Annotated in this window: 10 protein-coding genes and 3 pseudogenes; 11 read left to right on the plus strand and 2 right to left on the minus strand. The window is 69.6% G+C overall.

The window, feature by feature from the left end; all coding sequences use genetic code 11:
• The first annotated feature begins 14 nt into the window (after nucleotides 1-14).
• From eccD to ACFYZE_RS25885, 6 genes are all read left to right on the plus strand, one after another.
• On the plus strand, nucleotides 15-1,472 hold the full coding sequence (eccD, locus tag ACFYZE_RS25860) for a type VII secretion integral membrane protein EccD (protein ID WP_388998596.1): 1,458 nt from the start codon (nucleotides 15-17) through the stop codon (nucleotides 1,470-1,472).
• 239 nt (nucleotides 1,473-1,711) lie between these two features.
• Nucleotides 1,712-1,999: a 30S ribosomal protein S15 gene (rpsO, locus tag ACFYZE_RS25865; RefSeq protein WP_030619140.1), complete on the plus strand. Its 288-nt coding sequence runs from the start codon at nucleotides 1,712-1,714 to the stop codon at nucleotides 1,997-1,999.
• Nucleotides 2,000-2,322: 323 nt separating this feature from the next.
• The gene (locus tag ACFYZE_RS25870; RefSeq protein WP_388998599.1) at nucleotides 2,323-4,545 is read left to right on the plus strand and encodes a polyribonucleotide nucleotidyltransferase; all 2,223 of its coding nucleotides are present in this window, start codon (nucleotides 2,323-2,325) and stop codon (nucleotides 4,543-4,545) included.
• The gene (locus ACFYZE_RS25875) at nucleotides 4,542-5,921 is read left to right on the plus strand and encodes a M16 family metallopeptidase (RefSeq protein ID WP_388998602.1); all 1,380 of its coding nucleotides are present in this window, start codon (nucleotides 4,542-4,544) and stop codon (nucleotides 5,919-5,921) included. Before ACFYZE_RS25870 ends, ACFYZE_RS25875 begins: the two co-directional genes overlap by 4 nt.
• A gap of 52 nt (nucleotides 5,922-5,973) precedes the next feature.
• The gene (gene dapB / locus ACFYZE_RS25880) at nucleotides 5,974-6,726 is read left to right on the plus strand and encodes a 4-hydroxy-tetrahydrodipicolinate reductase (protein ID WP_388998605.1); all 753 of its coding nucleotides are present in this window, start codon (nucleotides 5,974-5,976) and stop codon (nucleotides 6,724-6,726) included.
• Nucleotides 6,727-6,741: 15 nt separating this feature from the next.
• Complete coding sequence (locus tag ACFYZE_RS25885) at nucleotides 6,742-7,194, plus strand: hypothetical protein (RefSeq protein WP_388998608.1); 453 nt, start codon at nucleotides 6,742-6,744, stop codon at nucleotides 7,192-7,194.
• 130 nt (nucleotides 7,195-7,324) lie between these two features.
• Here ACFYZE_RS25885 and ACFYZE_RS25890 read toward each other — a convergent pair whose 3' ends face one another.
• Together ACFYZE_RS25890 and ACFYZE_RS25895 are read right to left on the minus strand one after the other, a co-directional pair.
• On the minus strand, nucleotides 7,325-7,879 hold the full coding sequence (locus tag ACFYZE_RS25890) for a hypothetical protein (RefSeq protein WP_388998611.1): 555 nt from the start codon (nucleotides 7,877-7,879) through the stop codon (nucleotides 7,325-7,327).
• Between the two features lie 120 nt (nucleotides 7,880-7,999).
• Nucleotides 8,000-8,236 carry a hypothetical protein gene (locus tag ACFYZE_RS25895; protein ID WP_388998614.1) on the minus strand — a complete coding sequence of 79 codons (237 nt, stop codon included), beginning with the start codon at nucleotides 8,234-8,236 and terminating at the stop codon, nucleotides 8,000-8,002.
• 253 nt (nucleotides 8,237-8,489) lie between these two features.
• Between ACFYZE_RS25895 and ACFYZE_RS25900 the strand changes: the two are divergent.
• The 5 genes and pseudogenes from ACFYZE_RS25900 to ACFYZE_RS25920 form a co-directional block, all read left to right on the plus strand.
• Nucleotides 8,490-8,780, plus strand: a pseudogene (locus ACFYZE_RS25900) (FAD-dependent thymidylate synthase); the annotation flags it as partial.
• A 159-nt stretch (nucleotides 8,781-8,939) separates the two neighbouring features.
• Nucleotides 8,940-9,686 (plus strand): annotated as a pseudogene (locus ACFYZE_RS25905) (HNH endonuclease); the annotation flags it as partial.
• 3 nt (nucleotides 9,687-9,689) lie between these two features.
• Nucleotides 9,690-10,139: pseudogene (thyX, locus tag ACFYZE_RS25910) on the plus strand (FAD-dependent thymidylate synthase); the annotation flags it as partial.
• Nucleotides 10,140-10,365: 226 nt separating this feature from the next.
• The gene (dapA, locus tag ACFYZE_RS25915) at nucleotides 10,366-11,265 is read left to right on the plus strand and encodes a 4-hydroxy-tetrahydrodipicolinate synthase (RefSeq protein WP_388998617.1); all 900 of its coding nucleotides are present in this window, start codon (nucleotides 10,366-10,368) and stop codon (nucleotides 11,263-11,265) included.
• 126 nt (nucleotides 11,266-11,391) lie between these two features.
• Complete coding sequence (locus ACFYZE_RS25920; protein WP_388998620.1) at nucleotides 11,392-13,077, plus strand: ribonuclease J; 1,686 nt, start codon at nucleotides 11,392-11,394, stop codon at nucleotides 13,075-13,077.
• The last annotated feature ends 162 nt before the right edge of the window (nucleotides 13,078-13,239 follow it).

Consider the following 13,239-nt stretch of genomic DNA (forward strand, 5'->3'; position numbering starts at 1 on the left):
GGGGGAACAACCAGGTGAGCACGGGGACTTCGACGGGTTTCTGCCGAATCACCATCGCAGCGCCGGACAGCCGTGTCGATGTCGCGCTGCCGGAGGACCTGCCGATCCAGGACCTCTTTCCCGAGATCGTCAGGCTCTCGGGACTGGTCCAGCCGGACAGCAGTCCCGCCGGCTACCACCTGGTACGCCGCGAGGGCCAAGTCCTCGACGCGAGCCGTTCGTTGCTCGAGCACCGGGTCAGGGACGGCGAGGTGCTGCTGCTGCGGACCTTCGCCGACTCGCTGCCGCCGGCCGTCCACGACGACGTGGTGGACGCGATCGCCGCCGCGGTGAAACAGGACATCCGCAGCTGGAACGACAACCTGATGCGGGTGGCCGGTCTTGTCGCCGGGTCGCTGCTGCTGATCATGCTCGGCTTCGTGTTCTGGTTCGCGGACCCGATCCGGCACGACATGCACGGCCTTCAGGGCATCCTCGCCGGCGTGGTCGCACTGGCCCTGACGGTGCTGGCGGGTGTGCGGGCGCGGGTGTACGACGACCGCGGTTCCGCCGTCGCGCTCGGCGTCTCGGCGCTTCCGCACGCGCTCATCGCGGGCTCCGGCGTCATCCCCCAGGACGCGGGCCACGGCCCCGGCAGGATCCAGTTCCTCGTCGGCTGCGTGGCCGTCCTGGTCTTCTCGGTCGTGCTGATCATGCTGCTGCCGCAGGGAGACGCCCCGTTCGTGGCCGCCGCGCTGGCCGCCGCGATCGGCACGCTCGCCGTGTTCTGCGGTGTGCTCACCGAGGCGGAGCCGCGCGAGATCGCCGCCGGCACCTCGGTCGTGGCGCTGGCGGTCGTCGGCTTCCTGCCCGGATGGTCGGCCCGCTTCGCCAAGCTGCCGATCGGTTTCCGCAACCCGGAGGACCTGGCCAGGGCCCGTCGTGAGGGCCGTGAGGGCGACCTCGAGGCCGTCGACGTCCAGCGCATCGTCGCCCAGACCAGCCGGGGTCACGAACTGCTGCTCGGACTGGTCGGCGGCTGCGCGGCCGTCATCATCGGCGCGGGTGGCGCGGTGCTCGGCTTCAGCGACAGCGGCTGGGCCCAGCTGCTGGCCCTGTGCACCGGTCTCGCCGCGATGATGCGGGCGCGCCTCTTCCGGTACACCGCCCAGGTGACGTGCCTGTTCGTGGCCGGTGTCGTCACCCTGGGTCTGCTGGTGCTCGGCCTCGCGATCTCGCCCCCGGCCGGGATCGTCCTCGAACTGCTCAAGGGCAACTCCGGCCCCGTCGACATCAGGACCCTGTGGCTCGGCGCCTCTGTCGCGGCCGGCGTGCTGCTGCTGATCGCGATCGCCCTGATCGTGCCGCAGAAGGGGCTCTCCCCCTTCTGGGGCCGCATGCTGGACCTCGCGGACTCCCTGGTGCTGCTCTCCCTGGTTCCTGTCTGCCTGGCCGTCCTCGACGTCTACAGCAAGGTGCGCAGCGGCGTGTGACACCCCAACCAGCGGCCGGGGGCCGTCGGCCTGCGACCCCGGCCCCTGCCCCCGCCGCCACCCGGGCCGGGACACCGCTGTCCGGCTGGTACGCTGTGTGACGGCCGTATGTGTACGCGCCTCCGGTTTCCCCTGGAGGACGCGCCCAGCGGATCCCCGCCTCCCGAGTCGTGGAAGCTCCCCTGAGACGAAGACCAGGGGCACTCGGTGGCAGCTGAAGAAGACTACGAGGAGTACGCGTGTCGCTCGACGCCGCTACGAAGAAGCAGATCATCGCCGAATTCGGTACCAAGGAGGGTGACACCGGCTCCCCCGAGGTCCAGGTCGCTCTGCTGTCCCGTCGGATCTCCGACCTGACCGAGCACCTCAAGACCCACAAGCACGACCACCACTCCCGTCGTGGTCTGCTGATCCTGGTCGGTCAGCGCCGTCGCCTGCTGCAGTACCTGGCGAAGAAGGACATCCAGCGCTTCCGTACGCTGGTCGACCGCCTGGGCATCCGCCGCGGTGCGGCGGGCGCCAAGTAAGACGCCGTGAAGGGAGCGGTTCCCATGCGAAGGGGGCCGCTCCCTTTGCTGTACGTGCGGACTGTCACCACCGCTTTGTAGTGTGGTAGCAAAACGCAAGACGTACGACACCGTGTGAGGGGTACCTGGACGCACCAGGCGGCACCGCACACACCGAACGAGGAGGAGCGCGCCTCGCCGCCGCCGGTCCTCGGTAGTGGCCCCCGGGGAAGAGAACCCCGGGTGCTTCGATCGAAGACCGGCCCGCACCAGATGGAGCGCTTCTCCGCCACCGTCCCCCTGCCACACGGGCAGCCGGGGACGAAGACGAGGAGAAAACGCTAGTGGAGAACGAGACCCACTACGCCGAGGCCGTCATCGACAACGGCTCCTTCGGCACCCGCACCATCCGCTTCGAGACGGGCCGCCTGGCCAAGCAGGCCGCCGGTTCCGCCGTCGCGTACCTGGACGACGACACGATGGTCCTTTCGGCCACCACCGCGTCCAAGACCCCCAAGGACCAGCTCGACTTCTTCCCGCTGACGGTCGACGTCGAGGAGCGGATGTACGCGGCCGGGAAGATCCCCGGTTCCTTCTTCCGCCGTGAGGGCCGCCCCTCCGAGGACGCGATTCTCACCTGCCGACTCATCGACCGCCCGCTGCGCCCGTCCTTCAAGAAGGGCCTGCGCAACGAGATCCAGGTCGTCGCCACCGTCATGGCGCTCAACCCCGACCACCTGTACGACGTCGTGGCGATCAACGCCGCGTCCGCGTCCACGCAGCTGGCCGGTCTGCCCTTCTCCGGCCCGATCGGCGGCGTCCGCGTCGCGCTGATCAACGGCCAGTGGGTCGCCTTCCCGACGCACAGCGAGCTCGAGGACGCCGTCTTCGACATGGTCGTCGCGGGCCGCGCCCTGGAGGACGGCGACGTCGCGATCATGATGGTCGAGGCCGAGGCCACCGAGAAGACGATCAAGCTGATCGAGGGCGGCGCCGAGGCGCCCACCGAGGAGGTCGTCGCCGCCGGTCTGGAGGCCGCGAAGCCCTTCATCAAGGTGCTGTGCAAGGCCCAGTCGGACCTCGCCGCCAAGGCCGCCAAGCCGACCGGCGAGTTCCCGATCTTCCTCGACTACGAGGACGACGTCCTGGAGGCGCTGACCGCCGCCGTCCGCCCCGAGCTCGCCCAGGCGCTCACCATCGCCGGCAAGCAGGAGCGCGAGTCGGAGCTGGACCGCGTCAAGCAGCTCGCCGCCGAGAAGCTCCTGCCGGAGTTCGAGGGGCGCGAGAAGGAGATCTCCGCCGCGTACCGCTCGCTGACCAAGACCCTGGTCCGTGAGCGCGTCATCAAGGAGAAGAAGCGCATCGACGGCCGCGGCGTCACGGACATCCGTACGCTCGCCGCCGAGGTCGAGGCCATTCCGCGGGTCCACGGCTCGGCCCTGTTCGAGCGTGGCGAGACCCAGATCCTGGGTGTCACCACCCTGAACATGCTGCGCATGGAGCAGCAGCTCGACACCCTCTCCCCGGTGACGCGCAAGCGCTACATGCACAACTACAACTTCCCGCCCTACTCCACCGGTGAGACCGGCCGCGTCGGCTCCCCCAAGCGCCGCGAGATCGGCCACGGCGCCCTCGCCGAGCGCGCGCTCGTGCCGGTGCTGCCGTCGCGCGAGGAGTTCCCGTACGCGATCCGCCAGGTGTCCGAGGCCCTCGGCTCCAACGGTTCGACGTCCATGGGCTCCGTGTGCGCCTCCACCATGTCGCTGCTGAACGCCGGTGTGCCGCTGAAGGCCCCGGTCGCCGGTATCGCCATGGGTCTGATCTCCCAGGAGATCGACGGTGAGACGCACTACGTGACGCTGACCGACATCCTCGGCGCCGAGGACGCCTTCGGCGACATGGACTTCAAGGTCGCCGGTACGAAGGAGTTCGTGACCGCCCTCCAGCTCGACACCAAGCTGGACGGCATCCCGGCCTCCGTGCTGGCCGCGGCCCTGAAGCAGGCCCGCGACGCCCGCCTGCACATCCTCGACGTGATGATGGAGGCCATCGACCGGCCCGACGAGATGTCCCCGCACGCCCCGCGGATCATCACCGTCAAGATCCCGGTCGACAAGATCGGCGAGGTCATCGGCCCCAAGGGCAAGATGATCAACCAGATCCAGGAGGACACCGGCGCCGAGATCACGATCGAGGACGACGGCACGATCTACATCGGTGCCGCCGACGGCCCGTCCGCCGAGGCCGCCCGTGCCACGATCAACGGCATCGCCAACCCGACCATGCCGGAGGTCGGCGAGCGCTACCTGGGCACGGTCGTGAAGACCACCACCTTCGGCGCGTTCGTCTCGCTGCTGCCGGGCAAGGACGGTCTGCTGCACATCTCGCAGATCCGCAAGCTCGCCGGCGGCAAGCGCGTGGAGAACGTCGAGGACGTCCTCGGCGTGGGCCAGAAGGTCCAGGTCGAGATCGCCGAGATCGACTCCCGCGGCAAGCTCTCCCTCGTTCCGGTGATCGAGGGCGAGGGCGACGAGGCCGACGAGGCGAAGGACGACACCGACAAGTGACGTCCCGTGGCTTCAAGGCGACGGCCCGCACCTCTTCGGAGGCGCGGGCCGTCGCCCGTACCCAAACCCTGATCAAAGGCGCGGGCGGCATCGGCACCGTCCGCAAAACCACCCTTCCGGGCGGTCTCCGTGTCGTCACAGAGACGCTGCCCTCCGTCCGCTCCGCCACCTTCGGCATCTGGGCGCACGTCGGCTCCCGCGACGAGACACCCGCGCTGAACGGCGCCACGCACTACCTGGAGCACCTGCTCTTCAAGGGCACGTCCCGCAGGTCCGCCCTGGACATCTCCTCCGCCATAGACGCCGTCGGCGGCGAGATGAACGCGTTCACGGCGAAGGAGTACACGTGCTACTACGCGCGCGTGCTCGACACCGACCTGCCGCTCGCCATCGACGTCGTCTGCGACATGCTCACCGGCTCGCTCATCCTGGAGGAGGACGTCGACGTCGAGCGCGGCGCGATCCTCGAGGAGATCGCGATGACGGAGGACGACCCGGGCGACTGCGTGCACGACCTCTTCGCGCACACCATGTTCGGCGACAACGCGCTCGGCCGCCCGGTCCTCGGCACGGTCGACACCGTCAACGCGCTGACCGCCGACCGCATCCGCCGCTTCTACAGGAAGCACTACGACCCCACGCACCTGGTGGTCGCCTGTGCCGGCAACATCGACCACCAGAAGGTCGTACGCCAGGTGCGGGCCGCCTTCGAGAAGGCGGGCGCCCTCACGCGGACGGACGCCACGCCCATCGGCCCGCGCGCCGGCCGCCGCGCCATCCGCACCGCCGGGCGCGTCGAACTGCTGGCCCGCAAGACCGAGCAGGCGCACGTCGTCCTCGGCATGCCGGGCCTGGCGCGCACCGACGACCGCCGCTGGGCCCTCGGCGTGCTGAACACCGCCCTCGGCGGCGGCATGTCGTCCCGCCTGTTCCAGGAGGTCCGGGAGAAGCGCGGCCTGGCCTACAGCGTGTACTCGTACACGTCCGGCTTCGCCGACTGCGGCCTCTTCGGCGTGTACGCGGGCTGCAGGCCGAGCCAGGTGCACGACGTGCTCAAGATCTGCCGCGACGAGCTGGACCACGTCGCGCAGAACGGCCTGTCGGACGACGAGATCGCCCGTGCCATCGGCCAGCTCCGCGGTTCCACCGTCCTCGGCCTGGAGGACACGGGCGCGCTGATGAACCGTATCGGCAAGAGCGAGCTGTGCTGGGGCGACCAGATGTCGGTCGACGACATGCTGACCCGGATCGCGGCGGTCACCCCGGACGACGTCCGATCGGTGGCGCAGGACATCCTGGGACAGCGGCCATCGCTGTCGGTCATCGGCCCGCTCAAGGACAAGCAGGCGTCCCGACTGCACGACGCGGTCGGGTAACCGCCTGGCGCTCACTGCGGTCGTCAACCACTCCGGTAAGGAAGCAAGAGAGATGAGCAAGCTGCGCGTGGCGGTCCTCGGCGCCAAGGGCCGGATCGGTGCGGAGGCGGTACGGGCCGTCGACGCCGCCGACGACATGGAGCTGGTGGCCGCCCTCGGCCGGGGCGACCGGCTGGAGACCCTCGTCGAGACGGGGGCCCAGGTGGCGGTGGAGCTGACCACTCCGGCCTCCGTCATGGGCAACCTGGAGTTCTGCGTACGGCACGGCATCCACGCCGTGGTCGGCACGACCGGCTGGAACGACGAGCGCCTCGCGCGGCTGAAGGGCTGGCTGGCCGAGTCCCCGCAGACCGGCGTCCTCATCGCCCCGAACTTCTCCATCGGGGCCGTGCTGACCATGAAGTTCGCCGAGGCGGCCGCCCCCTACTTCGAGTCCGTCGAGGTCGTCGAGCTGCACCACCCGAACAAGGTGGACGCCCCCAGCGGCACCGCCACGCGCACCGCCCAGCTCATCGCCGCCGCCCGCGAGAGGGCGGGCAGCGCCCCGCAGCCCGACGCCACGGTGACAGCGCTGGACGGCGCCCGCGGCGCGAACGTCGACGGCGTCCCGGTGCACGCCGTACGTCTGCGCGGCCTGCTCGCCCACCAGGAGGTGCTGCTCGGCGGCGAGGGCGAGACCCTCACCATCCGCCATGACTCGTTGCACCACAGCAGCTTCATGCCGGGCATCCTGCTCGGCGCCCGCCGCGTCGTGACCACTCCGGGCCTCACCTTCGGCCTGGAGCATTTCCTCGACCTGAAGTAGCGAGAAGAAGCAGCGATGCGCGCGAAGATCACCTATGCCGTCACGGCCGCCGTCCTGGTCTTCTACTTCGTCCTGGTCGGCAGCCGCGGTGTGCTCCTGATCGAGAACGGCACCCCCGTCACCGTCGCGTTCGGTGTCGCGGTGCTGATCCTGCCGGTCATCGGGGTGTGGTTCCTGTGGCAGAACACGCAGTTCGTCCGCAAGGCGAACCGGCTCGCCGCCGAGCTCGAGGCGGAGGGCGGCCTTCCCGTGGACGAGCTGCGACGCACCCCGAGCGGCCGGATCGACCGCGACTCGGCCGACGAGGTCTTCGCCAAACGCAAGGCGGAGGCGGAGGCGGCCCCCGACGACTGGCGCACGTGGTTCCGCCTGGCGGTCGCCTACCACGACGCCCGCGACACGCCCCGCGCCCGCAAGGCGATGCAACGGGCCATCGCCCTCCACGACGGCCGCACGGTCGCGTCCTGAGTGCCGTCGGCCGTCCCTCTGCCCTGGGGGCCTGCACAGGCCCGCAGGACGACCAGGCCGGCAGGACGACCAAAGGGGCCGCCCCGCAGTCTGCGGGGCGGCCCCTTTTTCGTTCAGGGCCCTGGGACGGTCAACCCCGCCCGAACTCCGCCGCCCACGCCTCCACCGTGTCCGCCGCCCGGTCGAAGGCCTGGGGGCGGGCCAGGAAATCGGCGTTGTGGCTGGTCAGCAGGGCCTCTGCGGCGGGCCCGCCGCCCTGCCGTACGAGGACCAGCGCCTGACCCTGCACCGTGCGCGGCAGCCCCAGCCAGCGCACCGGCTGCTGCACCGTGCGCACCGAGACGATCTGCTCCCACCGCACCGTACGCGTGAGGAGGAAACCCACTCGGCGCAGCCCGCGCGCGCTCACCCAGACGCCCATCCGCAACAGCCGCAGGGCCCCGGCGATGACGGCCAGCGCCACGCCGAACACCGTGCCCGCGCCCGACGGGGTGCCGGTGAGGGCGATGACGACCGCCGCGAAGAGCACGTACGACGAGAACAGCAGCAGGAGCGCGGCCGTGCCCACCCGCCACGGGCCGGGCCGGTAGGGGCGGCGCCAGCGGGCCCGGTCGTAGTACGGCAGCGGCAGGTCGTCCGCCGCCTGGTCGGAAGCACGGTCGGCCGTCAGGAAGGGCAGGGGCACGGCTGATCCTCACTCGGTGCACGGGGCTGTGACCGGTGAGGCTATCGAGCCGTGTCCCCGCTCACCACCCTCGGGGGCCGACGGGGTGGCCCCGTCCGCCTCTGCGGGTGCCGGGGAGCCTCAGCGGCCGTTCGAGGCCACGGAGTGCTGCGTCGCCGCCGGCGCCTGGTGCGACATGGCGGGCATGCCGATGACCAGGGAGCCCACCAGCCCGGCGACGATGGTCAGCCCCAGCAGCCAGCGCCCGGCCATCTCACCGACGGAGGCACGCCGACGGGGCGGGGGAGTGACATTGCTGCGGAAGGAGTCGGCTTCGGCGAGGAAGGCGAACGGTACGGGCTCGCGCCGACGGAACATGGGGAGTGCTTCTCCTCTTGAGGTTCGTAGGGTCCGATGGACCAGCTGTCTGAAGACCGGGTGACGCGAACGGATCGCCGTCACCAACACAGACGAGCGGGTGCCCGAAAAGGTGCCCTGAATCACCGATTTCGCAGAACTTCGACGGGCTTCGCCGGCGAATGTCGCGGACCGGCACCGAACGCCCCGTTGTCAGTGCCGGGCCGTAGAGTGGGCGGCGCCCGAGCTTGTGATGGGAAGGACCTTCCACACCGTGACCGACACCCCCGCCGACGACCTCAAGCCCAGCTTCCGCAGCGACGTCACCGTCGAGCTGGTCAAGCACAGCGCGGCCGACTCCGACGTGCTGTGGGCCGCCCGCGTCTCCACCGCCGGCGAGCAGTCCCTGGACGAGCTGAAGAAGGACCCGGAGCGCTCCAAGGGCCTGATCAACTATCTGATGCGGGACAGGCACGGCAGCCCCTTCGAGCACAACTCGATGACCTTCTTCATCAGCGCCCCGATCTTCGTCTTCCGCGAGTTCATGCGGCACCGGGTGGGCTGGTGTCTCGCGGGCGACGCTGAGATCACTCTCGAGAGCGAGGCGGGCAACCTGCGCCGGCGCACGATCGCCGAGCTGTACAAGCTCTGGCACCTAGGGGTCGAGGACCGGCTCCCGCACTCCGCAGGAGGTGTCACCTGGCACAGCCGGGCGGGCAAGTGGATGGCCCAGGTCAGGCGCGGTGAGACCAATCACTACCTCGGCCTCTACGAAAGCCGTGAGGCAGCCGAGTCCGCGGTCGCGGAGTTTCGCGAGCAGCACCCCAGCACCCGACTCCGCAAGCTCGAATCAGTGCGCCGGAACCATGTGCGCTGTTACGACGAGGAGAGCCTGCTGGCCCAGCGGGCAAGGATCGTCGATGTGATCGAGTCCGGCGTGAAGCCACTGATCAAGATCACTACGGCTTCCGGGAAGAAGCTCCGCTGCACGGTGGACCACGCGGTGTTCACGCCCGACGGCTGGCGCAAGGCAGGCGAGCTCGCCGTCGGTGACTCGGTCATGGCGGCGGGCACTGCCCCCCGTCCCTCACAGGCCCTGATCCCCCCGAGCCTGCGGCACGGCATCGGCGTATGGACGGCCATGCAGCGGCAGCGCCTGATCAAGGAGGCCGACACCTGTCACCTCTGCGGCCAGGACTTCCCCAGGGAGCAGCTCGCCCTGGACCACGTCATTCCCGTCGCCGGCGACCTGACCCAGGCACTCGACGAGAGGAACCTCGCCCCCGCCTGTGAGCCCTGCCACGCGGTCAAGAGCGCAGGTGAACAGGTATTGGCCCAGCGCGGCGGCAAGATCGCCAAGGCCGTTCCGGATCCCGTCCTCGCCATCGAACAGGATGGCGAGGAGATGACCTACGACCTGTCGGTCGAAGGCCCCTGGCACAACTTCCTCGCGAACGGCATCGTCGTGCACAACTCCTACAACGAGGAATCAGGTCGTTATCGGGAGCTCCAGCCCGTTTTCTACGTCCCCGGGGAGGACCGGAAGCTCGTCCAGCAGGGACGTCCGGGCAAGTATGAGTTCGTGCCGGGCACCGACACGCAGCATGCGATCGTCGAGCGCGCGATGCAGGATTCGTACGTCCATGCGTACGAGCGCTACCAGGAGATGCTCGCCGCCGGTGTCGCCCGCGAGGTCGCCCGCTCGGTCCTCCCGGTCGGTCTGTTCTCCTCGATGTACGCCACCTGCAACGCCCGCTCGCTGATGCACTTCCTCGGCCTGCGCACCCAGCACGAGCTGGCGAAGGTGCCCTCCTTCCCGCAGCGGGAGATCGAGATGGTCGGCGAGAGGATGGAGGCCGAGTGGGCCAAGCTCATGCCGCTCACGTACGCCGCGTTCAACGCGAACGGCCGCGTCGCGCCGTGAGGCACACCCGCGTGCCGGCCGGGTACGGAAGGGCCGGGTACAGATGTACGGGTCAGCCGAGCGAAGTGTCCGTATTGCGGCATTTCGCGAAGTTCATCTAGCCTGATCAAACGGACCCGGTACTGCTTGAACCCCCGAGCAGGCAGTACCGGGCTCCACCTTTGTCAGGACTTTTGCCGACCCCCTAGGGCAGACCACGACCGAAGCAGCGAGTAGCGTGTCATCCATGGCTCCGACCTCCACTCCGCAGATCCCCTTCGGGCGGATCCTCACCGCCATGGTCACGCCCTTCACGGCGGACGGCGCACTTGACCTCGACGGCGCTCAGCGGCTCGCCACCCACCTGGTGGACGCAGGCAACGACGGCCTGATCATCAACGGCACCACCGGCGAGTCCCCCACCACGAGTGACGCGGAGAAATCGGACCTCGTACGAGCCGTGCTGGAGGCGGTCGGCGACCGGGCCCACATCGTGGCCGGCGTCGGCACGAACGACACCCACCACAGCATCGAACTGGCACGCGCGGCACAGAAGGCCGGTGCGCACGGTCTGCTGACCGTCACGCCGTACTACAACAAGCCCCCGCAGGACGGCCTCTACCGGCACTTCACGGCCATCGCCGACGCCACCGACCTGCCGGTGATGCTCTACGACATCCCCGGCCGCAGCGGCGTCCCGATCAACACCGAGACCATCGTCCGGCTCGCCGAGCACCCGCGGATCGTCGCCAACAAGGACGCCAAGGGCGACCTCGGCCGCGCCAGCTGGGCCATCGCCCAGTCCGGCCTCGCCTGGTACTCCGGCGACGACATGCTCAACCTGCCCCTGCTCTCCGTGGGCGCGGTCGGCTTCGTCTCCGTCGTCGGCCATGTCGTCACGCCCGAGCTGCGCGCCATGGCCGAGGCCTACGCCGGCGGCGACGTACACAAGGCCCTGGAGATCCACCAGAAGCTGCTCCCGGTCTTCACCGGCATGTTCCGCACCCAGGGCGTGATGACCACCAAGGCCGCCCTCGCCCTCCAGGGACTGCCCGCCGGGCCGCTGCGCCCGCCCATGGTCGAGCTTTCCCCAGAGGAGACCGCCCAGCTCAAGATCGATCTTGCCGCAGGCGGGGTACAGCTCTGACAAGGACTTCACAACTGAATAGGCAGGACACACGTGCCTGCACCAACATCGACAACTGCTTTTGCACGAACGTCATGCGCGCCACGTGCCCTACAGGTACGTGGCGCGCATGGTGAGGAGAGTCTTTTGAGTCATCCGCATCCTGAACTCGGCCCGCCGCCGAAGCTCCCCGAGGGCGGCCTCCGGGTCACCCCCCTCGGTGGCCTCGGGGAGATCGGCCGGAACATGACCGTCTTCGAGTACGGAGGCCGTCTGCTGATCGTCGACTGCGGAGTGCTCTTCCCCGAGGAGGAGCAGCCCGGAATCGATCTGATCCTGCCGGACTTCTCGTCCATCCGCGACCGCCTCGACGACGTGGAAGGCATCGTCCTCACCCACGGCCACGAGGACCACATCGGCGGCGTCCCGTACCTGCTGCGGGAGAAGCCCGACATCCCGCTGATCGGCTCCAAGCTGACCCTCGCCCTGATCGAGGCGAAGCTCCAGGAGCACCGCATCCGCCCGTACACGCTGGAGGTCGCCGAGGGGCAGCGCGAGCGCGTCGGCCCCTTCGACTGCGAGTTCGTCGCCGTCAACCACTCCATCCCGGACGCCCTCGCGGTCGCCATCCGCACGCCCGCCGGCATGGTGGTCCACACGGGCGACTTCAAGATGGACCAGCTGCCGCTGGACAACCGGCTGACGGATCTCCACGCGTTCGCCCGGCTGAGCGAGGAAGGCATCGACCTCCTCCTCGCCGACTCCACGAACGCCGAGGTCCCGGGGTTCACGCCGCACGAGCGCGACATCTCCAACGTCCTGCGCCAGGTCTTCGCGGGCGCCCGCAAGCGGATCATCGTGGCCAGCTTCGCCAGCCACGTCCACCGCATCCAGCAGATCCTGGACGCGGCCCACGAGTACGGCCGCCGGGTCGCCTTCGTCGGCCGTTCCATGGTCCGCAACATGGGCATCGCCAGGGACCTGGGCTACCTGAGGGTCCCTCCGGGCCTGGTCGTGGACGTCAAGACGCTGGACGACCTGCCGGACCACGAGGTCGTCCTGGTCTGCACGGGATCCCAGGGCGAGCCGATGGCCGCCCTGTCACGCATGGCGAACCGCGATCACCAGATCCGCATCGTCCAGGGCGACACGGTGATCCTCGCGTCCTCGCTGATCCCCGGCAACGAGAACGCGGTCTACCGCGTGATCAACGGTCTGACCCGCTGGGGCGCGAACGTCGTCCACAAGGGCAACGCCAAGGTGCACGTCTCCGGCCACGCGTCCGCGGGCGAGCTGCTGTACTTCTACAACATCTGCCGCCCGAAGAACCTGATGCCGGTCCACGGCGAATGGCGCCATCTGCGGGCCAACGCCGAACTGGGCGCGCTCACGGGTGTCCCGCACGACCGCATCGTCATCGCCGAGGACGGCGTCGCCGTCGACCTCGTCGAGGGCAAGGCCAAGATCTCCGGCAAGGTCCAGGCCGGCTACGTCTACGTCGACGGCCTGTCGGTCGGAGACATCGGCGAGCCCGCGCTGAAGGACCGCAAGATCCTCGGAGACGAGGGCATCATCTCGGTCTTCGTGGTGATGGACTCGTCCACGGGCAAGATCACCGGTGGACCCCATGTCCAGGCCCGCGGTTCGGGCATCGAGGACTCAGCCTTCGGCGACGTCATCCCGAAGATCACGGAAGCGCTCGAACGTTCGGCGCAGGACGGGGTCGTCGAACCCCACCAGCTGCAGCAGCTGGTGCGGCGCACCCTCGGGAAGTGGGTCTCCGACACGTATCGACGCAGGCCGATGATCCTTCCGGTGGTCGTCGAGGTCTGACGCTCACTCAAGTCCGTGTGCGGGTGAACCGGGAGCGGGGGGGGGGGGGGGGGGGGGGGGGGGGGGCCCCGCCCCCCCGGGGGGGGGGGGGGGGCGCGGGGGGGGGGGGGGGCCCCCCACCCCGCCCCCCCCCCCCCCCCCGGGGGGCCCCCGGGCCAGGAC

It is taken from the genome of Streptomyces sp. NPDC001796 (assembly GCF_042892355.1).
Classification (GTDB): domain Bacteria; phylum Actinomycetota; class Actinomycetes; order Streptomycetales; family Streptomycetaceae; genus Streptomyces.